This is a genomic window from Mucilaginibacter ginkgonis (genome assembly GCF_009754905.2).
Classification (GTDB): Bacteria; Bacteroidota; Bacteroidia; order Sphingobacteriales; family Sphingobacteriaceae; genus Mucilaginibacter; species Mucilaginibacter ginkgonis.
This window is the reverse complement of record NZ_CP066775.1, coordinates 820599-847348: the sequence shown is the minus strand read 5'-3', so window position 1 is coordinate 847348 and position 26750 is coordinate 820599. Positions and strand designations below refer to the sequence as shown.

Below are 26750 nucleotides of genomic sequence, written 5' to 3'. Positions count from 1 at the left end.
GCGCCTATAGCTCAGTTGGTTAGAGTAGAAGACTCATAATCTTTTGGTCCCTGGTTCGAGCCCAGGTGGGCGCACTGAGTAGACAATCTCTACACCTACAAACCCCTTAAATCGCTGATTTAAGGGGTTTTTTCATTAATTATACCCTTACCAACCCTTTGTAAAGCCAAGGTTCTCGTTACCTATCCGACTACCTGTTTTTAATTTTTAACTTAGGTAACACAAACCGCTTCAATGAATTGAAATACAGTTTATTACGCGTTAAAAGTTGATTATTTTAGTCAATTTATATTGTGTTTGTGTTACCTGTTGTGTTACCTAAAAACGGGATGTATTAATAAACATTTAAAACTTAAAAATTAGATTTTATGCAAACATCACAGTCGTTCGGTATTCATTTTACCACCCGTCCTGACAAAGCGAAAGACGGAAAAGAACCTATTTATGCCTGCGTGACGGTAAACCGTCAACGCGCTTATATTGCTTTAAAGCAAAATGTTGATCCCAAAAATTGGGATGGCGGCAAAGGTGCCGCTAAAGGAAATAAGGAAGAGGTTAAGTCCATTAATAACTACCTGGAGGAAGTAAGGCTTGCCATTGGCAATAGCTACAAAGAACTTCAGATCAAAAGGAAAATGTTATCGGCGAAAGCAGTAAAAGACCTTTACCTTGGAGAGGAAGCTCAGGTTTATTCTCTGAGCCGTCTTATAACGTACCATAACGAAACTTCTACCGAAGATTTAAAGTGGAGTACACTCAAACATTATTATGTCACCCAGCGCTATTTAGTGAAGTTTCTGGAAACTCAATTTAATGCAACAGATATTTACTTACATCAGTTAGATTATAAGTTTGTAAAAGACTTCGAGGTTTATCTCCGCAACCATAAACCTAAAGATCACCAACAACCACTAAATAATAACGGTGTGATGAAGCATATTATCAGGCTGAAAAAAATGACTAATCTGGCTTTAAATTTACAATGGATAACAAACGATCCATTTGCTACCTACAAGTTAAAGATCCAAAAGGTAAACCGTGAACAATTATCTGAAAAGGAATTGGCGGATATGGAAGAGAAAAAGTTGTCGATTGCCAGGCTGGATATGGTACGGGATATGTTTGTTTTTTGCTGTTATACCGGATTGTCTTATGTGGACATGATCAATTTAACTCCGGCACACATCATTGCCAGTAGCGACGGTGAAAGATGGATCAGGACTTGCCGTGAAAAAACATTAATACCGGTTAATGTACCGCTACTTCCACCAGCATTAAAAATTTTAGATAAATACGAGGACAATATAAGATCACTTTCGGATGGCCGGGTATTTCCAACAGTATCGAATCAAAAGGTCAATAGTTATTTAAAGGAGATAGCCGACTTATGCGGGATAACAAAAAAAGTAACGTTTCATATTGCCAGGCATACTTTTGCTACAACTGTAACTTTATCTAATGGGGTTCCTATTGAAACTGTTAGCAAAATCTTAGGTCATACAAAAATTACCACAACACAGATTTATGCTAGAGTGGTTGAACGTAAACTTAAAGAAGATATGAGAAATTTAAAATCCCGCCTGAATATGGATTGATAAATATTAAGCCTGCATTAAATAACTTTCAATTTTAATGCGGGCTTACAAAAACAATGATAAAATGCTCGTTAACATTTATTGGTATAATCAGCATCTTTTACCTAGAAGCCATATTGAGTTTACAAACCCAGCATATAAATAGTTATCCATTGTTGAATAATCTAAACAAATTGGCGGGATCATTTCGGGGCGTATTTGCGTTTTGTCATATGCTTATCGCAAATGTTCGGTTTAGCGACGCCTTCCGTCTACTTAGCACAACAGATATGATGATAAAACGAGCTGGTTTAACCTGTGGGAAGATGCCGAATGAGATGCGAAAAAGCTTCTGGAGCTGTTGTCTTCATTAACCTGACGACGTTTTATCGAAACCACGCCATAAGTTTAATTTGTCTTCAACGGCTTAGCGCGTTATACAAAGCCTAAAATATTAACTTAGCAAACAACTTTATCATATTTACTTGAACCATCATGAAGCTGGATATATTAACTCAAAACCTGGTCGAAAATGCTGCGAACCTTATTGACCAAGAAGGAATTCCGAAAGACCATGTTTGGAGCCAGCATTATTTCATCGTAAATGAAAAAGAATATCCTTTTAAATACCTCGCCTATCGTGCATTGAGGATAATCGGCAGGACAGACATCAAGTTTGAGTCAAACGATCCCTACCGGAATTATTTTAAAGAAGCGCTGGGCTATAAAATGACCTATTACGAAGGAGGCTATAATTTTTTTACGCTGGAAGAATTGCAATATTACAATTCGGTCTTTAATAAGCCATATCGTAAAGATGAGCCCGCCCATCAGGTCTACCCTAATAAATTATATCCTCTGATTGCCAAAGTAAACTATTGGGCTGCACAGGTAGCAACTGATGGTTACAAACTAAAAAAGGATTCCAACTGGCTGACTGCTTTTTCTGCGAATATCGCGCCGTATATGTGGCCGCGTGTCTTTAAGGAAGAGGACAAGGACATTTTCTTTAATGTGGAGGTTAACGCGCCTAATCAGTTCATTGGTTATAAACTGGATGGTTATATCAAAACCAAGAAAGAGTTAAATGATGAGCAGAAAGGAATTTTATGGGATTTCAAAAATGAAATAGACTGGCAATGGATAAAAATCAAATTTTCGGATGTTCCCAACTATACCTGGGAACGCTTAATTGCCGAGACCAAGGCCTATATCAAAGCCTACGATCAGCATTATGACCATTTAAGAAAAAGACTTTACAAAGAAAAAAGACTAGCCAGGATCACATGGAATACCAATGGTTGGATCAAACCATCCGGTCGGGCGGGTAAAGCACTCAGCAAGAGCCATGAAAACGACCATGGGTTCGGTCACGAAGAATGGTTGTTCGATACTGATCAAATCATCGAAAAGCTTAAGTATGGCTTCCTGGAACCTATCCATAAATTCAAATCCAAGTATACAGGCAAAGTCTTCGACCTTTCCCTGTTCACCCGCAACTCTTTAAACGTTACCCAATACTGGGTAACCACATTAAAAAACGTGGAAGTGATCTCCCCGGAAGAAGCTGCTGCCGTGCTACAGGATTATAGAGACAATGGGTGGTTTGACCAGATGAAACAGGATCTTAAAGCGGTTGACCTTGATGGAACCATGCTTGATCAATGGGTAAAGACTGATCCGACAGCGCTTATTAATATTAAATTTAACGCGGCACAATTAACAGATTTGCCCTTGCAACTTATCGAAGTAGATAACCCGGATGATATCCCGGCCGATCATTATGTGCTTTATCATGTCGATGAAAAGCTAACCGGCAAATACGAAGCGAAGATTAAGCAGCCTTTCTCCTTTGGTTCCGGCAGCATGGAAGCTGATCTAAAAAAGAGAGGTAAGCGAAAAAGTTATACGACAGAGCGGGAAATGGAATTTCGTCATAACGACCTTCAAGAAAAACTCCTACTGTTCTTGCAAGATCAATATAAAAGTAAAGAAGATGTGAAGCGCGAATGCACAGCCTACGGTGGCTGCCGAATAGATATTACCAGAAAAACTGATACGGGCTATATCTTTTATGAAATTAAGACTTACAACAATTTATTGACCTCTATTCGTTTAGGTATCGGTCAATTACTGGAATACAATCTTTTCCCTCAAGCCCAACAAGCAGAGCAAATGATATTGGTTTCAGACCAGGCAGCTACCCAGGAAATACGAGATTATATCCTGCATTTAAAATCCTTTATCAAGCTGAATTTCTCTTATATGCACTTCGATCCAAAGCTTTGTAAGATCATTAGCGAAATTTGACGTTAACAATAATCAAATAACTTTACAATGGTTTAAACTCTATCAGGTCGCCTGTATTAGAAAAGCGATAATCGAAATGGCCAAGACGCAATACCACATCACCTGTTCCATTGCCGCTAATGACCTGATAACGCCCATAATTAATTTCCTGAAATGCCAATCGGGTTATTGGATGCCCATAATGACAAACTCGGATCATATGGAGGTTAACCAAACCGCCATCATAGGTATGCAAAGGAATAAATTCATTGCCAAAAGCGTTAGGAATTGCCGACCAGGCCTCGGATTGAATATTGATTTCCTTTTGCGCACCAAAATCGTCTCCCGACCGGTACTTATAAGCGGCACGAGCCAGAATATCATAAACTGTTTTGTTGACTTGTTTTAATTCTTTAGCCCCGGTGCTAAACCCGTCGTCGTATAGAAAATTACTCAGTAATCCATTGGTAAAATACAGGTAAGTTTTGATCCGTGATGCATAGAACATCCCGTTTCTGGACACATTAGTCAATTTCAGAACACTCGCTAGATAATCTACAGTTAGTGATTCATTTTCAATGCCAGATTCCAGGATGTTCTTGATCTCACCACTCGTATAATACTTTGTGACGGAAAATCCTGTTAGCGCTTTTTTCAAGTCACGATCCGAAATGAAGGTGATCTTCTTATCTGTACGAATAAAGACAATATTCCGGGTGAAAATCTCAAATGCTATATTAGTTATTTTGTCACTCTGGCTGCTATATAAAATCATGACCTGATCCCTGTGATAACCTAAAAACGTCATACAATCATTAAAGGATAAGCCGGACATTTCAAGCGGTGCCTGCTGAAAGCCGTTGCCATCAGGAATAAAAATATCGGTCGCAGGTTTGTTAAAATAAGACATATTAAGCTGAGATCTTTTTGGGAATGTTCGTCACTTTCTTGTTAATAAATTCGTGAATGCGCTTTAATTCAGCATTGCTAAAACTAACCCCGAAGAGCCTTTCAAAATGCTTCAATTGTTGGTTGATATTGGTACTATTTTGAAAAAGTTCCCATATATTGGTCAAACCCTTGAACCGGTTAATCACTTTACGGTCCTTAAACCAATCCATAGAATGAGTTAAGACCTTGCCGGCTATCTTGGCAAAATTTATTTCTTTCAGACCATCCTTCAAATCATGCGATTTCAGGAAAGTATTTGCGCTTTTGTCAAGGTCTGCATTCTGAAAAACATCCAAGTGATTATGAAGCAGACGATGACTGGGGTCAACATATTTTTTAACAAAGGTCGTCCAAAAAGTATTGAAAGCTTTGCGTGCGTCCAGTTGTTCCCGAATGGTTGGCGATTCTTGAATTTGCCGTTCCAACAGTATAAAGTGCTCCCTTAGTTCCTGAAAGTCAGCACGCAGTTGAGCCAATTTAGCTGGTATTTGGTCGATTTTATCCAGTTGAGCAAGTAGTATCGTTGTAAATGGCGGTATGGGTAAATAATGATAGCCCAAACTTTCTAACAAGTCTTCAAGCTGAACTTGATGTAATTTTGCTAATTTCTCCAGTGCTTCTATCGAGTATGGTGTTCTTGCAATTTCGTTGACCTGCTGACCGTACAATCCGATAGGAAGTGTAGTTTGAATCGTGGAGGTATTCGATACACTGATCAGATTGCTGATCAAATCATGAGAACTTGTTTGGACTTCGGTAACAATAAATTCATCGTTGTCATTAAATGCCCCCGTTACCAGCGGAAGCTTGGTTGCCGGTTTAGATACATCGCTTTGTATGAAATAATCTGTTTTTAACTTTCGACCATACTCGGTAATGAACTCTTGTTCGGCTTCCTTTTTGCTCTTCCCGTCACGGTTACCCCTATAGATTACCCGGCCAGGTGTTTCCAACACCCCACTTACGAACTTTAAGCCGGTCTCACGCACAAGCATATTGAGTATGGGCCGGCCTGTAGGAAAAATTGCAGGTGCCGTCAAACTTAAATGATTCAATTCATCCAGTGATGTGTAAAATTCTGAACAGCCAATAAAAGATTCTACAAATGTGTTCAGCGAAAAGATAAACTCAGGTGTCGGCTTGCCGTAGCCTCCTAGGCAATAATCCAGCTCATCTAACAGGCTAAGACTGATGTAGGCGCTATTGTAGTTAACAGTATCTTGGATAAGGTCTTCCATTTTCAAAAATAAGGTTTCGTATGAACCAACTATCAATCAATCCTCAGTACTGACTAAACAGAAGCTGAAGCAGAAGCACGGGCTACAATTTCTAAGTTTACCGGAACAAGCGCACTGTATTTTGCACGGATTTTACTGTACAAATCCACACTGGATTTGGGAGATATTACTGTCAAAACTAAAGCATACTTTATTTTTGCTGAGTTATATCTTCTTCCTCTTTCCAGCGCATGTAAGTGAAACATAGGGTTTCTAATATTGTCTGCCCTTTTGTTTTTTCTTCTTGACTCCAAACTATCCCACTTATAATCAGCGCGTAGTTCGTTTTCAGCCTGATACGGAGTTTGTCCTGATTCACTAACTGGAAATTGTGCCTCCCGTACCCATCCATCTGCTTCTAATTGCGCTACTCTATTCGGCTCAGCCGCGATATCTACCTGTGTTGTTTTGCCAGCCCGTTTGAAAATATATTTTGAGGTGTTAGGATAAAACGAAGTAACAATGGATGAGGTAGAATAATCATCAGGGCTTTGTGGGTCAACATTGGTAAGCACAGCAGCTGTCCACCTAAAATTAATATTTCCGGTGGTGATGTCCTCAGACCACGGAATAGGTAATTCAATAAATTTACCTGGTTCTATTTCGCCGTTATATATCAACGTGTACGATTTATCAGGACAAGTAGCAAACTGCTGGATGTCATCCGGCAAGACTCCGTGTCCTATTTCATAGTTATGGCCTGTTCCTGTTTCTGATACCCCATGAATTACTAGGGCACGTGCAATCAATATATTTATTGCATCATCACTATAGCCCACTAATTGGCCAGTTGTGGCGCTGGCTATTGGACTAGAAAAACTGGTTCCCGCATTCATTATCCTGGAGCCACCCACGTGATTCATCAAATGGATTGGAGTTTGAGAGCATCCGCCGAATGCAGAGAGGTCAGGTTTTAGTTTATTGCCTTCCCGACCTGGCCCAATACAACTGTAAGGCGCTCTAAATATGTTGCTATCCACCTTTGAATAAGCACCAATAGCTAAACCATTAACCATATCGGAAGGCGCCTGAATTCTGTTATAACCATCTATGTCGCCATCATTTCCTACTGCTGTGCAAAATAAAATATCATGCTTTTGAATAAGCATGTCACAGGCAAACGTAAACCGACAAATATGGTCATCTAATATTTGACCGTTAGGGCCTAAACTTAGATTGTAAACCTTTATATGATTATTGGCCGGAACGATTCCTTCTATAGCATCAATAACCTCATATAGATCAGGATCGCTTGTGTCTACCGATAATACACGGAAGTTTTTTACAGATACTGATGGTTCTGGCAGCTGATCAGAATTCCTAAACCTGTTCAGAGCGCCGTACAATACGGCACTGGTTACTTGGGTTCCATGATCGCAGTAAGCGTCCGCAGGTGCGCCGGTAACCCATTCTTCATACTCTACGTAAGGATCTAAAGCGGGATTTCCCGCAGTATAACCGCCATCGATAACTCCTACTGTGACCGTTGGCTTAATGGTGAACTCCGGAGGTCTTGGTGCGCCAGTTTGTATAGACCCGCGATTTATTTTTGAAAAATCCCTGATATTTAAAGGGTGTAGTGTTCTTAAAGGGTTGTAGCCAGCAAGTATTGATAATACGTCACGATTACCAATTAAACTTATGAAAGTTATTCCTTCTTCATATTGCTTATAGCGAACCTGATCCAAATCCACACCAGCTATACTTACAAGATTAAAAAATTGATTTAAAGCGGCTTCTTGATCGATATCGAAAGGGTGAAGTACGGCCTCTAGCCGGCCGCTTTCCCAATCATCAGGAATACCAACGATTTGTTCATTTTCTGAAAGCAAATCAACGCTCACTAATTTTCTAACATCTTCGGTAAAGCTTTTAGTTAAGCTCAACTCTGGTTTATTCAATTGCGCTTTGAACCTAACTAAGCTATTTTCCGTTCCTCTCACAAAAAACAACTTGCCTTGCGATAAAGGATCATTTCCTCCTTTTTCAGCATAATCGGCCGCCCGCCAAACCCTGGAGCCTATTTCCTGTAAGCCAAATCGCTCGGTAGTCCCGTCAAATATGGAATCAGGATAATAGCTTTTAGCCGAAAAATCAGGGTGCATTCTCATACACAAAACAACCTCATTCGGAAGTTTAGAGTTATTAGGCATCTGACGTAAAATCCCGGTTGCTGCGTCTATATCACCAATAATCTTCTCCTTGGCCTCGTCAAAGGTTGCCGGTAAAGGTTTGCCGCCGCCAGATGATCGTTTGGTAACTGACTTACTGTATAGCTCTCCTTTGTAAAGGATGGGTCTTCTTTTGTTACTCATGAGATTTTGATTTAGCTAAGTGATGTTGTACGCCTGCGGGGCTAAGTCCAGTTATGTCTGCTAATTTTCTGACCGTCATATCTTTTCCGAGCATCTTCTTCGCGAGGACGCAAAATTTTCCCCTGATTTTTTTGTCGGAACAAAAATTTTCTAATTCGTTAAGGGTCGCTGTAGCAAAAGCTTCATTTTTTATAACAACCCGTTTCTTTACATTATTTGAAAATTTGCAGATATCAGCAGCACTCTTTTCTGCCAGCATTTCAGAAATTAAGGGTATTGGCATAATTTGAAGATCCTGCGAGAAATACTTATCTAAGTTTTGTTTAAGTAATTCGTTTCTTTCTTCAAGATCAGGAATAGGTATCTCAATTATATGATCGAAACGCCGCCATATCGCCCTGTCTAAAAGTTCAGGGTGGTTACTTGTCGCAATAACCATTGATGATATCGGCCAATCCTCTAGTTCCATCAAAAGAACATTAACAACTCGCTTAATTTCGCCTAAATCGCTATTGTCATCGCGCTTCTTTGCTATGGCATCAAATTCATCAAGTAAAAGTACCGAACCGGTTGATTTGGCAAAATTCAATACTTTTTTTATGTTCGTTCCTGTTTTACCCATTAAGTTGGAGATACTGGCAGAAAGATCCATGATGACTAAATTTTTATCAAGTCTTTTAGCAATAAAATGAGCTAACATGGTTTTACCGGTTCCTGGTTGCCCAATAAGCAATAAGCTTGAAGAAGGCTTAATTCCTTCTTCCAATAAAACTTTAAGATTGTTTCTCTCCTCTAAAATATCTTCGATCTGATTCCGTAATACCAGATTAAATACCGGAACATCACCTTCAATCAATGTTGGACTTTTTACCTGTGCCATTTCCAAGTGTGTTTCTGTGTCCGTTGGTATTGGCGTAAGCCCCGCGCCGGATGATCTGATTGCATTCAGTCCGCCCGTTGACCTTGTACTAATGATAGCCTGAATTTCTTTAGAAATTTCAGGATCTGTTTGCTTAATAGACCTGGCCAAGCTTAGAGCAACCGCTTCCACTTTCCTTACATCGCCCAATAAGCCAGCGGAAACCAAGTCGGTTAAATATTTTAAAGATTGATTTTTGTTTGGTTCTTTGCTCATGTATAATAATAACAGTACAACAAAAGTACGTTAAATAAGCATTTATCAAAGTAACTTGTTCAGTTTATTTTTTATTAATAAAAAAACCATACAATAATTATTGCCAGTTAGAAGTTCAAGGCAAGAAATTATCAAGCAAAAACGGACAACAAAATTTTAAGTTGCGCCAATAAGTTGATACTTGAAGCAATTAACCAATCTAACTGTTGCCGGATTATTTACAAACGAATCGACATCTCAAAGTTCCCGTCGAGATAATTTGAAATTCCTGTAATTCAGTAAGAATTAGCTATTTTTCGTCTGGAGTTCCCTTGTCTTGAGCATTATTGTTACGTCGAAACTCTTCCAAATATTCAGGAATAATAAATTCCGGATCGCTCATATTGAAAGCAATATTTTTTGGTATATCAGGACCGTTGTCAATACGCGTTTGTGGGTTTTTAGGGTCTTGAAATTTTTTAAGTAATTCAAATATTTCGTCCACTTTGGAATTGTAAGATATCTTGGACGTTATAGGATTATACGAGTATGAATAAAAGGAAGCCATTACTTGATCTGCTGTTGGTTCTTGAGACATTGGATCATGTTCAATATACTCATCAAGAATAAACCTAGTTTCTGCAGACACAAAAAAATATTTCTGCAAAAAAACATCATTTCTTAAAGCAATGTTATCGCCAAATCCTTTCCTCTGTACAGACGGATAAATTATTGCTTCGACATCATCTTTTGAGCGGATAGGATAGAATAATTGTTCGGAACTAATGACTGCACTAAATAGATAATCTCTAGGCCTACTTCTGTCTACTTTTAATGTAAATACATCTACGAAAAACTCCCTAATCAAGGAATAAACTAATCGTAGTGGATCTGAAAAATTTTCAGCTGAAAATGGTTCAGGAATAATTACGGAGCATGTGGATTCAGCACCATTTTTCAGTACAAACCGAGTAACTGTTATTATATCCCCATATTTAGGCTTAGTCTCCCAAAATGCAGAGGCTTCATCAAGAGAGCAATAAAGCACTCTTTGCCTCTCAATATTGCATCTGTTAATTTTGACTAAATGTGATGGTGGGGCGAGGATATCTTCTATACTTGTAAAATAACTTACCGGTTTCGACCTGCCAGAAAAAATATTTGTGTTATGGGATATTCTGACCAGATGCCTTGGCAAACTAACAGCTTTTACAACTGATTTTAAATTGAAAAATGTTGCTACATTTTTTTTTAGCAATTCATACTGCTCTTCCGGTAAATCATGAACCTTGCCGAAGAGTGATCGGTACCAGTTTAATTTATCAATTATTTTATGTATTGGCTGAACATTTAATCTTTCTGTATTAAACTTGTTATTAGCGACTTTGGCAATTCTTCCGTTTTCATCAATTAAATCTTCTGCCATTAGAGCTTATTAAAGTGAATATATAAGTTAGGTATTGTGCATTATAGTATTAAGAAAATATCATTATTATGAAAGGCCATTACAATCGCTTAATCTATTAAATTACTTTTCGGAAATATTTATCTTAAAAACATAGCTCATTTTCAAATAATAACAAACAAATTGAATGATTTAATTTCTACCGTATCAATGTTTATACACATCAATATATTTGGATAGCGATTATTTTTAGATTGCGAAGTTTAGAGACAATTGACTAATCTACATCCCAATCATCTTTTGTATTTTCCTTATAATGCTTTAGATACTTGCCCTGTCGTGCCACAAACAAATCAGAACTATCGTCATCGAGAGAAATAATAAATTCAACCTTGAAATATTTGGCACAAACACTATGGATGCTGTTCATTTCATTGAAATGTGATTTTGCAGTTATCAACTGTTCGTCTGTAAAAGCGTGAATATTAAAGTTGTTTCCGGTTTTGGATTTATCGGTATGCGCAAATGTCTTATCCCGTAACATTCTCAAATGTTTATAGAAATCCGAATTTATTAGTTTGTCAATCCGCTCTCCATTAGATTCAAAATCTTTCTGATAAGATTTACCCTTTAGATAAGCAACTTTTCTGTTTAGTTTGTGTAATCCAGCATAATTACTATTACCCTTATTTGATTCTAAGAGCTTACAATATTCCATAGTAAAAGTATATAAAAGGCTAACGTTATACTTTTTGAAAATGAAATTATTTAGAAAATCTAATTCTTCTTTTTTCCGGTGTGGCTTAGAGATAATCAATATCTCTCCAAGTGCTACAGAAAGAAAAAACAGACTTCTGTGAGTGTAGCCGAAATTGTCTGGAAGTTCTTCATCGGATACGCCTTCGTATTGTGACATACAATAAATTAATGTGAATCAATTTTACAATAATTATATCATCTAATATAATAGGGCAATCATTTAATTGCATTGACATTTAAACAGGCTGCATGCAAAATATTGTCATTGCAGTTATTCATCCTAATAACTGTCATTTATAAGAATCACAATAAAAAACACCTACCTCGTACATGAGGTGTGAAAAATATATTTTGCCCTTCCTCACATTTGCTGTGCTAAATTTTTAAGCTATGGCAAATTATAATGAAACTTCAAATGACTTTCCCAAAGTTCACCGTGATCAGTTGATCACGGTGCAGGACTTGATCGATTTTAAGCAACAGCTGATTGTTGACATCAAAAAGCTATTAAAAGAACAGACCGGCCATCCGGGACACCAATGGCTTAAAGCGTTCGAGATCAAAAAGATGCTGCGCCTTTCAGAAAGCAAGCTTCAATACCTTCGCGACAAAGGCCTGATCCCTTTTAAAAAGTTGGGTGGTATAACTTATTACAACCTTGAAGACATCCAGGCGCTGATGAACTCCGGTAAGTTGAACGATCAAATGAAAATGGCATGAAGCGTAAAGCAAAGCGGATCGTTCCGAACGTCCATAAATCACCCAGGAACAGCGTAAAGATTGTTCCACTAAGTGATGAAGGATTAGGCACTTCCGTGCCGCCATCATTGGCCAGTATTGAAATTTATTTTGATCAAAAGGGAGTGTTATTGGCTGCCCGGGATTTTTATGAAGAACATGAGCTAAGGGCATGGAAAACCTCAACAGGTTACCCGGTTAACAACTGGAAGGTCTGTGCAGCTGAATGGATCTTTAATTACCGGCAGGAGTTAAAACGGAAATTCAGAATGTCTCCATTTTACAGCGAGTCTTCGTGAGTAAGTCATTGAAAGTTTGATGACAAATTGGCGGTTGGTGAGTGGCGTGTGAATTCGTTTGCTGAAAGCTTCGGATTTATTCAATGGTCCTAAACGAAGTATTTGTCACCATCAATCTAAAGCTATCAAAACAGGAAGTTTTTGAGAACTATTGGATTATTAAGGCAATCGTACAAGGAGCTCATTGGAACTGGACGAAACAAAACAGATAACTGTTTCCGGTACCCATTATAGATTCGGTATTTACAGAAATATGCATTTATGGAATTATGCAGCTACAGAAAAGTGTAATTATTGAAATACAGAATTACAGATATATGCAATTACAGATGTCTGCAATTAGAGAAATATGTATCTGAAGATTTACAGCATTATGCAATTACATCATAATGTATTTATTAAAATATAGAATTACATAACATGGGAAAGATCATCACCGTAGCCCACCAAAAAGGGGGTGTAGGAAAAAGCACACTCGCTATGAATTTAGCCGTGTGTTTTCAGGATCAATTAAAGGTTGCTTTAGTTGATACGGATTTGCAAGGCAGCCTTATTCAGATCAAAGAGGAACTGCCTGACCTCGCAGTATTAAGTAACGACGAATTGCAGGAAATTAAAAGTTTAGACTACGATCTCATTATCGTCGATACGCCGCCTTACCTGTCGAACAAGCTGCCGGAATTATTTGGACTATCCGACTTTATATTAATACCGACGAAGGCCGGATTTTTTGATGTGATGGCTATCCGTTCGACCATCGCACTGTTAAAAGATGCGCAGGTAACGAAACCGGATATACAGGCCGGCATTGTTATAAATATGATCAAGCCGCGCTCTGGTATTACCAAGGAAGTGAGCGGACTTTTAGCAAGCATGGAAACCCCCGTTTTAGATACAATGATATATGACCGCGTGAGCATCGCAAGGTCATCTATTACCGCTGGGGTTTTGCAAGGAAGCGATACCAAAGCGATAACAGAGATAACAGCTTTAGCGGAAGAGATCGTTAACCGCATCAGTGCATAATTACATAAATACAAAATTATGTAATCGCCAAAATCCGTGGTCTATTCAGGTAATTAAAGGAAAGTTTACAATGACAGATTATAAAGATAAGCTGGGTGGGTTAGCGGACAGGCTTAAAAAGGATACGCCGAAAACTCCGATACAGGAGGTGCAGCCGATCAGGCAGACTGCGGCAGTGAAAGAAGACGAGGCGCAATTAAATGTATGGATTCCAAAGGCACTTTTGAAGCGTGTGAAAACCTATGGGGTGGAATTCGATGCTTCTTTAAAGGATATCAGTATTGATGCTTTAAAGTATTTCTTAGAATCCAAATTGAAGAAGCCAACAGGTTGAAGGTCCTAACGGAATGCAGGCAGATTGAAGAAGTCTTAAAGGAGGAGATTGCCTCTTAACAGCAATCAGCAAGATAAACGTTTGTCGGACAAACGGATCTTGCCCCTGCCTTCCAAAGTCAGTCGGGGGTATTGTAAAAATCCTCCAAGGTCGGATTTTTAAAGATTACAGGAATGGAAAATCAAGAAGAAAATCGGGAACGTAAAGTAACCACACGGTTCAAACCCAATGAATTTAAAGTGCTCGATACCCGGTTTAAGAAAACCCGCTTTTTAAAAATGAGCGAATATATCCGGTGCGTGCTGCTTGAAAAACCAGTCACAGTAAACTACCGTGATAAGTCGATGGATGAAATGCTGGAAGAATTGGCTCTACTCCGAAAGGAGTTAAACGCAATTGGCAATAATCTTAACCAGGCGGTTCGCCAAATCAATAGTGCTCACGGAAATGCGGATAACAGGTTATGGTTAAATCTGCTTTCCATTATCGGCAGCAAGGTTGATCCGGCAATCGGACAGATTAAAGAACGTATGCAAAGTTTCTCAGAATTATGGTCGCAAAAATTAAAACCGGGAGAAGTATCAGCGGCGCAATAAATTACAATGAACACAAAGTGAGGCTGGGGAAAGCAGAGCTGATTTTGGCACAAGGCTACCTCAAAGAACCGGCTGACTTAACGTTCACTGATAAGCTGCAAAGGTTGACCGATTTAACTCAACGCAATGAGCGGACGCTCGTCAATACGCTGCATGTATCGCTGAATTTTGCGGTGAGCGAACACCTCGAAAAAGACCTGCTTCAGCAGATCGCCGATGATTACATGGATGGTTTAGGTTTCGGTAAACAGCCCTATTTGGTCTATCAGCATCACGATGCCGGGCACCCTCATTTGCATATAGTCACTACTAATATCGAGCCGGACGGTAAACGGATCAGCTTTCATTTACTTGCCAACAAGGCTTCCGAAAGTGCCAGAAAACAGGTTGAATTAACTTACAATTTGGTGAAGGCAGAAGACCAGGGCAAGCAGCAAAACGTCATCGGTAAGCCGTTGGAAATGGTAGACTATGGTAAGTCCGAATTGAAAAGATCAATCACCAATGTGGTTAGCGAAGTGATTAGAGCCTATAAATTTACGAGCATACCTGAACTAAATGCGGTCTTAAATCAATACAATATCACCGCTGATCGTGGGTCAAAAGACTCAAGAATGTATGAAAAAAACGGTTTGGTTTATTGGGTGTTGGATGGAAAAGGCAACAGACTTGGGGTACCAATTAAGGCCAGCAGCATCTACGGCAAGCCTACTTTAAAGCACCTTGAGGATCGTTTCCGGCTAAATGAGGTGCTTCGCAAACCCTTGAAAGAGCGCCTAAAGACTGTACTTGACAAAGCCTTATTAACGCCGGTTTCAAAAGCGGCGTTTCAAAAGAAGTTAAAAGCGGATGGTATCCAGGTCATTTTCCGGCAGAATGAAGAAGGCCGTTTGTACGGGATAACCTTCGTCGATCACCAATCGAAAGCGGTGTTTAACGGTAGTGATTTAGGTAAAAATTACAGCGCAGCTGCGCTGATGAACTGGTTCCGAAATGATGAAATAAACCGTAGCGAAACCGTTTCGGCAAGAGAAACCAACAATAGAAATGCTCCTGGTTTTGCTGACAAATTTTCAGGCTCAAACCCAACAGGTGGTGATAGCGATTCACTGCTAAACATATTATTCAAAGAAGAACAACAGGATATGGCCGCACTCGGCAGACTGCAACAAAATAAGCGCAAGAAGAGAAGAAAAGGTAACTCACTTTAAAATATACCATTATGCAAACAGGTGAAAACGAACAAGCCCTTAGAAAGATTATTGACTTTACCAGGCTTTTAAGCATTGCTATTTTAATAGTCCATTTTTATTTAAGCTGTTACCCGGCTTTTCAGATCTTAGGTTTAACCAAACCTTTTGTAAATCATATTTTATTGCCGCTATCAAAAATGGTAGTTTTTGCCAAAGTGCTTTATGCTAAACTGGCGGCACTCTTGCTATTAATGATCTCCCTTGTAGGCAGCAAGGGGAAAAAGGATGAATCCATTAAAGCCAGCAGAATAATGATTTATTGTCTAACAGGCTTGATCTTTTATTTCATCAGTTCGCTATTCCTCACCCTTCGTTATCCGGCAACGACTATAGCATTATTGTACATAGGCGTTACTGCTATTGGTTATATGCTCCTGTTGTCAGGTGTGAGCTTGCTTTTCAGGATGCTTAAACTAAACTTAGGTAAGGATATCTTTAATAAAGAAAACGAATCGTTTCCACAGGAAGAGCGGCTATTAGAAAATGAATACTCAATCAACTTACCGGCAGTTTATAATCTGAAAGGTAAGAGCCGCAATAGCTGGATCAATATTATTAACCCTTTCAGAGGTACGCTGATCGGCGGCAGCCCAGGCGCTGGTAAGTCTTATTTTGTTATCCGTCACATCATCACCCAGCATATTGAAAAGGGATTTACCATGTTAGTTTATGATTTTAAATATGATGATCTAACAAAGATTGTCTACAATGCGCTGCTTAAATACGGCCACTTATATAAAGTGAAGCCTACGCAATACGTCATTAATTTGGAGAATATTATGCACCGGGCTAATCCCTTAGAACCGCATACAATGATCGATATAACTGACGCGATAGATTCAAGCCGCACGATCATGCTTGGCCTTAACCGCGAGTGGATAAAGAAACAAGGCGATTTCTTCGTTGAATCTCCGATCAACTTTATTACAGCGATCATGTGGTTTTTAAAGAAATATGAAGATGGGCGCTATTGCACATTGCCCCATGTGATCGAGTTGGCTCAGGTAGACTATAAAGATCTTTTTGAGGTATTACTTCAGGAACCCGAAATTGAAGTACTCATTAACCCATTTGTTTCGGCCTGGCAAAATGAAGCGTATGAGCAGTTGGAAGGACAGGTAGCAAGTGCCAAGATCAGCCTGGCCCGTTTGTCATCACCGCAGTTATATTATGTCTTGAGCGGCAATGATTTTTCGTTAGATATCAATAATCCGGATGAACCAAAAGTAGTGTGCCTGGCCAACAACCCGCAAAAATCACAAGTTTACGGAGCTGTATTATCTTTATACATTAACAGGATAAACAAGCTGGTTAACCGAAAAAATCAGCAAAAGTGCAGTATGATCTTTGATGAGTTCCCTACTATTTATTTCAATGGCATTGACAATCTCATCGCTACCGCCCGTTCCAACAAAGTCGCTGTTACCTTAGCCGTTCAGGATTACAGCCAGCTTAAAAAAGATTATGGCCGTGAACAGGCAGAAGTTATTTTAAATATTGTCGGTAATGTTGTTTTCGGACAGGTAACGGGAGATACTGCCAAGCAATTATCCGAACGCTTTGGCAAGATCAATCAGGAAAAGGAAAGTATTTCCATCAATAGCCAGGATACTTCCATTAGCAGATCAACGCAATTGGACTATGCGATACCTGCATCAAAGATATCGGGTTTATCTTCCGGTGAGTTTGTAGGAATGGTCGCAGATGACCCAGATAACAAGATCGAGTTAAAGACCTTTCATAACGCGATTCAGAACGATCATTGCGCCATACGCGAAGAAGAAGCAGCTTATCAGCCTATCCCTAAAGTGCGTGATGTTGACCAGGCAGAAGTTTTATTGGCCTACCATCAAATCAAGCAGGATATTAAATTATTGGTTGATAGCGTGTTAAGTAACCTATGTTGAATGAGGAAATAATTTCGCTTAATATTTATAAGCAAGAATAATACAACGCATCCGTTGTACTGATTTCAAACGCTTTATTTTTCTTTTATACTTCCGATGAATAAGGAAGTATTATTAAAAGACCTGGGTGAAAAGATCCGCATTGTCCGCAAGGATAAGGGGATCACGCAGGTACAACTTGCCCACTCCATCGGAAAAGACCAGCAATCAATTCAGCGCTTAGAAACAGGAAACATAAATCCTTCTTATATTTACCTACAGGAAATAGCAGAAGGCTTAAATATGAGCTTGTTAGATCTCCTAAGCCAGGAATTGCCTGCAAAAGCCTGATTAAAGAACTTTCCTGATTATTTAAATTATTGCAGACGCAGTAAAGCTTCGCTGTACATATTTAATTCGTCCAATTAATCTTAAGCTGATTGAAAGATACTGACTAATTACTTACCGATCTAAACCTTACTATTACGATGAGAACATTTGCAGAGCGCTTCTACAGTGCTTTAGAGAACCAGTTAAATGAAGTTTCCATTAACGGCGATTCCTTAGCCGATCAGTACAAGACCTCCATAATGCTTTGCAAAAAGGCAATGGCCAAATTAAAGAACTACATATCCAGCTATGCCTTCGAAAACAAAGAAGATGAAATTTATTTCTTCAAAGTGCTAAAGCCACAGTTTTACAGCAAATACATCTTCTTTATCAATGTATATAACTTCATCATGCAGAAACCAACCGGCGGTGACGAGATCGTGAAGGAATACATAAACTACGAATTGACCGACCTGAAAAGGTTTTTCGACCATAATCATTCTTTTTATCAATATTATCGTTCAGGATCTACACAAATGGATGAGATCTACTTTACACGGGGCGGTTTTGACGTCCACGTTGAATTAGAAGATTTTGAGGAAGATGAGGTTTATTCAACCAGCCACGATTATAAGTTATCAAAGATCATCGCTAACGAAAAATATCAGGATTTTTTAAATCTGGAATTGCAGAAGCTTATTGAACATAATGAAGAACCAACTCCAATGGCCCTTGAATTACCGTTAACCTGGACATTCAACAAAACGGATCTGATTGAATTGATCTATGCCCTTGTTGCTTTGGGCGTTTTCAATAACGGCAATACGGAAATTAAAACCGTAGTCAGTTTTTTTCAAACGGCATTCCACGTCGATCTTGGCCAGTATTATCATAAGTACACCGACATTACCAGACGAAAGAAAGATCGTACCGCTTTCTTAGATAAATTGAAACTTGCTCTATTGCGTAGAATTGAAGATAAATTAGATGAAGACGGATCTTTTCAGCAAAAGATCAAATTTGGCTAATCTGTAATGTGCAGTTTTACCGCAGTTTAACAAGTTTAAAATAAAAATAACACCTACCTTATACATGAGGTGTGAAAAAATAATTTGCACTACTCCAACCTTTGCTTTCAGAATCGCCGCATGGTGCGGTGAGGATTAAAGCAAAGCAATATGTTGTCCTCTATTTCTTGGCAGCACTATCTCGCCGCCGTCGTTATCATTACTGTTTCCTATTACCTGTATATAGTGCTCAGGTATTACCAAAAGGAAATAGGTAATCTATTTAATCGCAAGCCACAAACCTCTAATTTCTTTTCCGGAGTTCAAGCACCTGCTTATGCTGTTATGGGCCAGGCCAAACCGGACAGTGGCGTAACCATCGGCGAAACACAAAACTTACCCTTTACAGACGTTCTGCCGGACGATCTTATTGAAGCCGTTACCAAGTCAACTGATTTGGTCAGCAATCAAAATGACCCTTCATCAGAATTAGTATCAGAAGCGGGAAACCTGATTGAAGCCTATAAAGACGTTGACAATAAACAGGAGTTTATCACACTCATTGGAATTTTAGTCGGCTCTTATAAACGGTTTCAGGAGCAAATAGACCTTCCGGCTGCACTTAGCCGTGTAGTGGAAATTTCCAAAGACAAATTAAAATTCACAGTTGCTTTATCAGACTTTCAAAACATCTGGGCGTAGGCAACATATCCCTTAACATCAAATTCAAATATTATGAAATCTCAAAAAACACACTTCCGCTCTGCGGTCGTAAACTTTCTCAGGCACACTTTGGCTACCATCACCTTGTTGATTATCAGCCTAAGCCTTTACGCACAGGATGGTAATTCAGGCATTACCGCTGCTACCACCCAGGTTAAAAGTTATTTCACTACTGGAACCAGCTTAATGTATGCTATCGGTGCCATAGTCGGGCTCGTAGGGGCTATCAAGGTATTCAAGAAGTGGAATGACGGTGAACACGATACCGGCAAAGTCGCTTCAAGCTGGTTTGGCAGCTGTATCTTTTTAGTAGTAGTTGCTACCGTATTGAAATCATTTTTCGGGGTATAAAATTCATATCATGGCATTATATCAAATCAACAAGGGAATTAATAAGCCTATCGAGTTTAAAGGATTGAAGGCACAGTACATCGGCTACCTGGCAGTTGGATTGGTGTTGTTGCTGATTGTGTTTGCTGTTATGTATATCGTTGGGGTTCCGGTAATATCATGTATTATCATTATCTCCGTATTAGGCAGCGGACTATTTTATCAGGTATTCAAACTAAGCCATAAATATGGCGAGCATGGCTTGATGAAGAAAGCAGCTAAAAGGTATTTGCCAAACCATTTAAAGTTTACTACACGAAATATCTTCTTAAAACTAAAGAAATAATCATGGCATCACATAGCAAAGCGGAACAGGTATTCCCTGTCTATAAGGTCGAGCACAACTGCATGGTGTCCGCAAACGGCGATCTTACCATTGGTTATAAAGTAAACCTGCCGGAGATCTTTACTTTGTCAAATGAGGAATATCTTGCATTTCACGAAGTAATTATAAAAGCGTTAAAACTGCTGCCTAAAAACACCGTGTTTCATAAGCAGGACTGGTTTGTGGGTGACCAATACGAAGCTGTTTTCGCGAAGGAAGGCCATCAGCAGGTTAAAACCTTTCTTTCTCATTCCAGTGAACGCTATTTCCATGAACGCGAGTTTTTGCATCATCACTGCCACATTTTTCTCACTAAAAAGCCGGATAAGTTTAAGCAGTATTCCAGCGCGGTTAGTTCCTTGATGCGTAAACGCATCGTGCCGGCACAAACAACCTGCGAGGAATTATTCAGGGACTTTCAGGATAGCGCAGGACAATTTGTAAGAGTGTTAGAAGATAGCGGCTTAATCTCTCTTTCACGGCTAAATGATGATGAATTAGCCGGTACATTGCAAAGAGCAGGAGTTTTAGAACAGTATTGCTTTTTGCTTAATCAAAACGAAGCGCCGGTATTAAAGGATATTCATATTCAGGACGAGATCAGGATCGGCGACAACCACTGTCAGCTTTATACTTTAAGCGATGCGGAAGACCTGCCGCCGTTATGCGGGCCGAGGATCACCTATGATAAATACAGTACAGATAAAACGAAGTTCAGCACCGGCTTCGCCACGCCTATAGGCACCTTGCTGAAATGCAACCATCTGTATAACCAATATATCTTTATAGGTGACAGTCTGCAAACGATCAAAAAACTGGAAGCAAAGAAATTGCGCTTACAATCGCTTTCAGCTTATTCACGGGAAAATGCCATTGGCAGGGATGCAACCCACGACTTTTTGAACGAAGCGATCAGTCAGCAGCGCTTACCGGTGAAAGCACATTTCAATGTTTTAGCCTGGACTGATAACCCTGCGCTTCTAAAGGACCTTAAAAACAAGGTCAGTTCCTCACTCGCTCAAATGGATGCACAGCCTAAGCAGGAAACCGACGGAGCCGCTCAAATTTGGTGGGCAGGCTTGCCAGGCAACGAGGCCGCTTTTCCAATGAATGACACTTTTGATACCTTTGTTGAACAGGCAACCTGTTTCTTAAATCTCGAAACAAATTATCAGTCAAGTATCAGCCCTTGCGGTATTCGCTTAGGTGACCGCTTATCAGGTAAGCCGGTGCATGTAGATATCAGCGATGACCCCATGACGAAGGGTATTACTACTAATCGCAACAAATTCATTTTAGGCCCATCGGGCAGCGGTAAATCGTTCTTTACTAATCACCTGTTGCGTAGCTATTTTGAACAAGGATCGCACGTGGTTTTGGTAGATGTGGGACATAGCTATCAGGGACTTTGCGAATTTGTCGGCGGTTACTATTTTACTTATACGGAACACGAGCCGATCAGCTTCAATCCGTTTTACATTGCAGACGGTGACGTTTTGGATACAGAAAAAAGGGAAAGTATTAAAGCTATGATTTTGGCTTTATGGAAGAAGGAAGATGAGGGCGTACAGCGGTCAGAATATGTGGCTATATCAGATGCTTTGTACCATTACTACGAGAAATTAAAACAAGAGCCCGAAATATTCCCCTGCTTTGACAGCTTCTATGAATTTCTTAATGGTGAATTTCATGAAACTATGAAGCAATCAAAAGTGAAGGATGAACGTTTTGATATAGATAACATGCTTTTTGTATTGAAACCATACTATAAAGGTGGTGAATACGCTTACCTCCTGAATGCTAAAGAAAACCTCGATCTTTTGCAAAGGCGGTTTATTGTCTTCGAGCTGGACAATATCAAAGACCATCCTATTTTATTCCCGGTAGTTACTTTAATAATCATGGAAACGTTTGTGTCCAAAATGCGCAAGCTTGGAAAAGATGTTCGCAAAATGATCTTGATTGAGGAAGCCTGGAAAGCCATTGCGCGTGAAGGGATGGCCGAGTATATTAAATACCTCTTTAAAACGGTACGTAAATATTTTGGTGAAGCATTGGTTGTCACCCAGGATATTGAAGATATTATCAGCTCGCCTGTGGTTAAACAAGCCATCATCAATAACAGCGACTGCAAGATCTTACTTGACCAGCGGAAGTATCAGAATGACTTTCCAAAAATTCAGCAGCTATTAGGGATTACCGATAAAGAAACGGCGCTTATTATGAGCATGAACCGGAATAATGACGAAAACTTGAAATATAAAGAAGTATTCATTAGTCTAAACGGCCAGCTTTCCAAAGTTTACCGCACGGAAGTAAGCCGCGAAGAATATTGGACTTACACAACCGAATCTTCGGAAAAAGCAAAAGTCCATGCTTACACTAAAAAATATGGAAGTGTTAAGCTTGCCATAGCCGCCATTGTCAGGGAAGAATTAGAAAAAGCAGCATAAACTAAAAACCATAATTATGAAAGCATTAATCATTTTGTTAGCAGTCGTCTTAGTATTTTCAATGGGCTGCAACAGTTCTAACAAGGGCAGTGAGGATATTGAAGGTACCTATGTGACACATTTTCAAAATGAGTATAATATCACTGACGATACTTTGATAGTTTCAGCGGTTAAATCTTCCGACAAAACGTATGATGTAGTAAGACAGACCGGATTTAATAAAATCAGAAATGGTAAGCCGCTACCAAAGGAATTTAAAAAGGTCCAATGGGTATCATCTTATAATACAGACAAGCAAGCTTTACAAGAAACTGATTTGGGCCGACAAATAAGTGTTTTACCAGACCGACATAAGTTGAAGCTTGGAGCATCTGAGTACACGAAAATAAAATAATCACTTCTATTTATTGGCGCTTAAATATTCGATCAAACGACCGGACAGGGAGGTTATATGAAAAAATTTAAAGTTATATACGTGTGTATTGTATTCATAATCATCAATTTGACTTGGGTGAATACCGTAAAGGCACAGTTCGTAATTGGCGAAGTAATAAAGCTTACGGTTACCAAAGTAATAAAGGCGATTGACCTGAAAGTACAGCGTATGCAGAATAAAACAATCTGGTTGCAAAACGCGCAAAAGGTCATTGAAAATCAAATGTCCAAAACGAGGTTAACAGAAATATCTGGTTGGACGGAGCAGCAAAGGCAATTATACAGTAGTTACTATACAGAATTAGGAAACATTAAAGCGACCATATCTAAATATCAGCGGATAAAGGATATTACTTTAAAACAAGCTGCCCTGGTCAGTGAATATAAAAAAGCCTGGGGCCTGTTTCGACAGGATAGTCACTTCAACCCCCAGGAAATCAATTACATGCAGCGTGTGTACACCGGCATATTAGATGCAAGTGTCAAAAACCTCGACGAGATCATGCTGGTCGTTAGCCCTGCTAAAACACAAATGACAGATGAGCAGCGCCTGGAATTGATTAACAAGGCCAGCGATCATTTAGACGAAAATTACAATGACTTGCACCAGTTCAATAACCAGGGCATTCAATTAAGCCTGCAACGCAGCAAAGATTTAAGCGATACCCAATCAATTAAAAAGCTTTATGGAATCAATTAATCAAATGAAGTTCCGGGCGGATCAGATCCGGCGCAAAAGCAAAAAGTTATTGGCGTTCACAGTAATGACATTAGCCGCTTCTGCACTGGCAACTACCGTTAGGGCACAAACCTTTGCTGAATGGTTCAGGCAAAAAAGCACACAAAAGAAATATCTGTTACAGCAGATAGCCGCTTTGCAGGTTTATGCCGCCTACTATAAAGTGGGCAACAATATCGCCCATAACGGCCTAAGCTCCATCACCGGCTATCTGCAATCCGAGAATGGTTTACACACCACCTATTATAATAACTTGACTAATGTCAGCCCTGTAGTTAAGAACAACAAACAGGTAAGCGATATACTGCAATGGCAAAAAGATATTTTAAAACGGATGACTTCGCTGGAAAAAACGGCCAACCTTAACGGCGGCGAGAAAAAGTACATCATCCAAGTTAAAACCGCTCTATTCAAAGATTGCGACCAGCAGATCACGGAACTACAAAACGTGGTGACGGATAGCAAACTAAAGATGAGTGACGAAGAACGGCTCAAGCATATCGGCGTTATACATACCGCTATGCAAAATAATTACCGCTTTGCTTCAGCCTTTGCCGACCAGGTAAAAGTTTATGCCGTGCACCGCGTACAAGAAAACAATAATGTGATTTCGGAAAAGAAGATTTACGGGGTCCAATAACATAAAGAAGTATGAAAAAGGATTTAAAGCATATGGTAGTTATACTCGTATTGTTCGTTTGCCTTGGTTCGGCAAAGCTTGCAAACGCCCAGGCACAGGAAATGCAGCAGCTAATTTTGGACATTGAAAAGCTTACTCAGCTTAAAGGCATTTTAAGTGATATGAAAACGGGCTACCAAATTTATCAGCAAGGTTATGGTAGTATTTCCCAGTTGTCAAAAGGAAATTTTGATTTGCACAGCGTTTACCTGAATGGGTTACTCTCGATAAACCCGACGGTGAAGGATTATGGCCGGGTTGCTGATATTATCACACAACAAGCCAGCCTGTTGAGCGAATACAAAAGTGCTTACAAGCAGTTTAAGCAAAGCGGCTTATTCAGTGCCAGCGAGTTGACGTACATGAGCAATGTATATGGTCAGCTGGTCAATCAAAGCCTTCAAAATCTCGACGATCTGACAAATGTCCTTACCGCAGGCAAGCTGCGTATGTCCGATGATGAAAGAATGCGGGCGATAGACCGGATCTACGCCAGTAGTTCTGATAAGTTACAATTTCTCCGGCATTTCAACCGGCAGGGCGTTTTACTGAATATCCAGCGCAGCAAGGACGCAGGCGACAACCGAACGATGAAACAGCTCTATGGTATAAATAACTAATCCCAATTTTATGAAAAAGAAGATTTATTTAACCGCAATTCTTGCGGTAACGGGGATAGCTTTTCCTTTATTTTCCAAAGCAGATGGGCTTGCAACTGATATACAGGGCCTGCAAGGCACCTTAAACGGCGTCTACAACGATATGCTGCCGATGTGCAGCCAACTAATCGGCGTTGGCAGAGCAATAGCCGGATTTGGTGCCTTATGGTATATCGGCAGCCGGGTTTGGCGGCAGATAGCCAGTGCAGAGCCGATAGACTTTTACCCGCTCATGCGGCCATTCGCTTTGGGTTTAGCTATCCTGTTATTTCCGACGGTCATCGCTATCATCAACGGTATCATGTCGCCTACTGTAAGCGCCACGGGTGGCATGGTGCAAAATTCAGATGCTGCCATTGCAGCATTACTGAAAGCAAAAGAAGCGGCAGTAGAAAAAACGGACACCTGGCAGATGTATGTTGGTGCTGATGGTGATGGCGACCGCGATAAATGGTATAAATACACGCATCCAGAAGATAAAGATGGAAGTGGTGAAGGAATGCTGGCCAGTGTGGGAAACGATGTGAAATTTGCCATGTCTAAAGCATCCTATAATTTCCGCAATTCGGTAAAGCAATGGATGTCTGAAGTGTTGCAGGTGTTATACGAAGCAGCGGCCTTGTGCATTAATACGATTCGCACATTCTACCTGATCATCCTTGCCATATTAGGGCCTATTGTTTTTGGCTTAGCCGTCTTCGATGGTTTTCAGCACACGTTAACCGTGTGGCTGGCTAAATATATTAATGTATTTCTATGGCTGCCGGTTGCCAATATTTTTGGTGCTATCATCGGTAAGGTGCAGGAAAATATGCTGAAACTTGATATTAGCCAGGTCCAAAATGCCGGTGATACTTTCTTTAGTTCAACCGATACAGCCTATCTCATTTTCTTAATTATTGGTATCATCGGTTATTTCACTGTTCCAAGCGTAGCTAATTATATCGTCAATGCAGGTGGAGGAAATGGATTGCTCCAAAAGGTCAATAGTATCGTGAGCAGTACCGGTCAGTCGGTTGTGGGTGCCGCTTCAGGAGGTAGCAATATGTCTGCGGATAGTTTCGGTAATCAGCGCTCAAATACCAGCCAAAGCATGGCGGCCAGCGCCGTATCAAAGCCTTATTTCCAGGATAAAGGCAGTAACCCAAATAATGGACGGGCGAGCAAGATCGATCCGCAGCAAGCCTAATTACT

Annotated in this window: 26 protein-coding genes and 1 tRNA gene; 21 read left to right on the top strand and 6 right to left on the bottom strand. The window is 39.8% G+C overall.

Going from position 1 to position 26750, the window contains the following annotated elements; translation table 11 throughout:
* The 3 genes from GO620_RS03875 (at window position 1) to GO620_RS03865 (ending at window position 3884) form a co-directional block, all read left to right on the top strand.
* Window positions 1-74: transfer RNA gene (locus GO620_RS03875), tRNA-Ile, on the top strand.
* 294 nt (window positions 75-368) lie between these two features.
* Window positions 369-1595: a site-specific integrase gene (locus GO620_RS03870; RefSeq protein ID WP_157526489.1), complete on the top strand. Its 1227-nt coding sequence runs from the start codon at window positions 369-371 to the stop codon at window positions 1593-1595.
* Window positions 1596-2069: 474 nt separating this feature from the next.
* Window positions 2070-3884: a hypothetical protein gene (locus tag GO620_RS03865; protein ID WP_157526488.1), complete on the top strand. Its 1815-nt coding sequence runs from the start codon at window positions 2070-2072 to the stop codon at window positions 3882-3884.
* 22 nt (window positions 3885-3906) lie between these two features.
* Here the strand turns inward: GO620_RS03865 and GO620_RS03860 are convergent, their stop codons facing one another.
* The 6 genes from GO620_RS03860 to GO620_RS03835 form a co-directional block, all read right to left on the bottom strand.
* Window positions 3907-4773 carry a hypothetical protein gene (locus GO620_RS03860; RefSeq protein ID WP_157526487.1) on the bottom strand — a complete coding sequence of 289 codons (867 nt, stop codon included), beginning with the start codon at window positions 4771-4773 and terminating at the stop codon, window positions 3907-3909.
* A 1-nt stretch (window position 4774) separates the two neighbouring features.
* The gene (locus GO620_RS03855) at window positions 4775-6052 is read right to left on the bottom strand and encodes a hypothetical protein (protein ID WP_157526486.1); all 1278 of its coding nucleotides are present in this window, start codon (window positions 6050-6052) and stop codon (window positions 4775-4777) included.
* Between the two features lie 53 nt (window positions 6053-6105).
* Window positions 6106-8406 (bottom strand): S8 family peptidase, encoded by a 2301-nt coding sequence (locus tag GO620_RS03850; protein WP_157526485.1) that lies wholly within the window; start codon window positions 8404-8406, stop codon window positions 6106-6108.
* Entirely contained in the window at window positions 8399-9541 is a 1143-nt protein-coding gene (locus tag GO620_RS03845) for an AAA family ATPase (RefSeq protein ID WP_157526484.1), read from the bottom strand. The genes GO620_RS03850 and GO620_RS03845 overlap by 8 nt, the downstream gene beginning before the upstream one ends.
* Before the next feature lie 289 nt (window positions 9542-9830).
* Window positions 9831-10946, bottom strand: coding sequence for an RES family NAD+ phosphorylase (locus GO620_RS03840; protein WP_157526483.1), 1116 nt, complete (start codon window positions 10944-10946; stop codon window positions 9831-9833).
* 256 nt (window positions 10947-11202) lie between these two features.
* Window positions 11203-11841 (bottom strand): hypothetical protein, encoded by a 639-nt coding sequence (locus GO620_RS03835; RefSeq protein ID WP_157526482.1) that lies wholly within the window; start codon window positions 11839-11841, stop codon window positions 11203-11205.
* A gap of 233 nt (window positions 11842-12074) precedes the next feature.
* Here GO620_RS03835 and GO620_RS03830 point away from each other — a divergent pair, with 233 nt between their 5' ends.
* From GO620_RS03830 to traJ, 18 genes are all read left to right on the top strand, one after another.
* Window positions 12075-12404 (top strand): helix-turn-helix domain-containing protein, encoded by a 330-nt coding sequence (locus GO620_RS03830; protein ID WP_157526481.1) that lies wholly within the window; start codon window positions 12075-12077, stop codon window positions 12402-12404.
* Window positions 12401-12721 (top strand): hypothetical protein, encoded by a 321-nt coding sequence (locus GO620_RS03825; protein ID WP_157526480.1) that lies wholly within the window; start codon window positions 12401-12403, stop codon window positions 12719-12721. Before GO620_RS03830 ends, GO620_RS03825 begins: the two co-directional genes overlap by 4 nt.
* 420 nt (window positions 12722-13141) lie before the next feature.
* Window positions 13142-13747 (top strand): ParA family protein, encoded by a 606-nt coding sequence (locus GO620_RS03820; RefSeq protein WP_157526479.1) that lies wholly within the window; start codon window positions 13142-13144, stop codon window positions 13745-13747.
* A 70-nt stretch (window positions 13748-13817) separates the two neighbouring features.
* Window positions 13818-14081 carry a hypothetical protein gene (locus GO620_RS03815; protein WP_157526478.1) on the top strand — a complete coding sequence of 88 codons (264 nt, stop codon included), beginning with the start codon at window positions 13818-13820 and terminating at the stop codon, window positions 14079-14081.
* 173 nt (window positions 14082-14254) lie between these two features.
* Entirely contained in the window at window positions 14255-14677 is a 423-nt protein-coding gene (locus GO620_RS03810; RefSeq protein WP_157526477.1) for a plasmid mobilization protein, read from the top strand.
* The gene (locus GO620_RS03805) at window positions 14632-15888 is read left to right on the top strand and encodes a relaxase/mobilization nuclease domain-containing protein (protein ID WP_157526476.1); all 1257 of its coding nucleotides are present in this window, start codon (window positions 14632-14634) and stop codon (window positions 15886-15888) included. The genes GO620_RS03810 and GO620_RS03805 overlap by 46 nt, the downstream gene beginning before the upstream one ends.
* Window positions 15889-15899: 11 nt before the next feature.
* On the top strand, window positions 15900-17837 hold the full coding sequence (gene mobC / locus GO620_RS03800) for a conjugal transfer protein MobC (protein ID WP_157526475.1): 1938 nt from the start codon (window positions 15900-15902) through the stop codon (window positions 17835-17837).
* Between the two features lie 96 nt (window positions 17838-17933).
* Window positions 17934-18167 carry a helix-turn-helix domain-containing protein gene (locus GO620_RS03795; RefSeq protein ID WP_157526474.1) on the top strand — a complete coding sequence of 78 codons (234 nt, stop codon included), beginning with the start codon at window positions 17934-17936 and terminating at the stop codon, window positions 18165-18167.
* A 137-nt stretch (window positions 18168-18304) separates the two neighbouring features.
* The gene (locus GO620_RS03790) at window positions 18305-19174 is read left to right on the top strand and encodes an RteC domain-containing protein (RefSeq protein WP_157526473.1); all 870 of its coding nucleotides are present in this window, start codon (window positions 18305-18307) and stop codon (window positions 19172-19174) included.
* A 225-nt stretch (window positions 19175-19399) separates the two neighbouring features.
* Window positions 19400-19855 carry a hypothetical protein gene (locus GO620_RS03785; protein WP_157526472.1) on the top strand — a complete coding sequence of 152 codons (456 nt, stop codon included), beginning with the start codon at window positions 19400-19402 and terminating at the stop codon, window positions 19853-19855.
* Window positions 19856-19888: 33 nt separating this feature from the next.
* Complete coding sequence (locus GO620_RS03780; RefSeq protein WP_157526471.1) at window positions 19889-20227, top strand: DUF4134 domain-containing protein; 339 nt, start codon at window positions 19889-19891, stop codon at window positions 20225-20227.
* Window positions 20228-20237: 10 nt separating this feature from the next.
* Window positions 20238-20552 (top strand): DUF4133 domain-containing protein, encoded by a 315-nt coding sequence (locus GO620_RS03775; protein ID WP_157526470.1) that lies wholly within the window; start codon window positions 20238-20240, stop codon window positions 20550-20552.
* Between the two features lie 2 nt (window positions 20553-20554).
* Window positions 20555-23044, top strand: coding sequence for a TraG family conjugative transposon ATPase (locus tag GO620_RS03770; RefSeq protein WP_157526469.1), 2490 nt, complete (start codon window positions 20555-20557; stop codon window positions 23042-23044).
* Window positions 23045-23060: 16 nt separating this feature from the next.
* Window positions 23061-23438 (top strand): hypothetical protein, encoded by a 378-nt coding sequence (locus tag GO620_RS03765; RefSeq protein ID WP_157526468.1) that lies wholly within the window; start codon window positions 23061-23063, stop codon window positions 23436-23438.
* Window positions 23439-23495: 57 nt separating this feature from the next.
* On the top strand, window positions 23496-24179 hold the full coding sequence (locus tag GO620_RS03760; protein ID WP_157526467.1) for a conjugal transfer protein TraI: 684 nt from the start codon (window positions 23496-23498) through the stop codon (window positions 24177-24179).
* Entirely contained in the window at window positions 24166-24858 is a 693-nt protein-coding gene (locus GO620_RS03755) for a hypothetical protein (RefSeq protein WP_157526466.1), read from the top strand. The genes GO620_RS03760 and GO620_RS03755 overlap by 14 nt, the downstream gene beginning before the upstream one ends.
* Window positions 24859-24869: 11 nt before the next feature.
* Window positions 24870-25517, top strand: a complete 648-nt coding sequence (locus GO620_RS03750) for a TerB family tellurite resistance protein (RefSeq protein WP_157526465.1) — start codon at window positions 24870-24872, stop codon at window positions 25515-25517.
* Window positions 25518-25527: 10 nt separating this feature from the next.
* The gene (gene traJ / locus GO620_RS03745; RefSeq protein WP_157526464.1) at window positions 25528-26745 is read left to right on the top strand and encodes a conjugative transposon protein TraJ; all 1218 of its coding nucleotides are present in this window, start codon (window positions 25528-25530) and stop codon (window positions 26743-26745) included.
* Window positions 26746-26750: the final 5 nt, after the last annotated feature.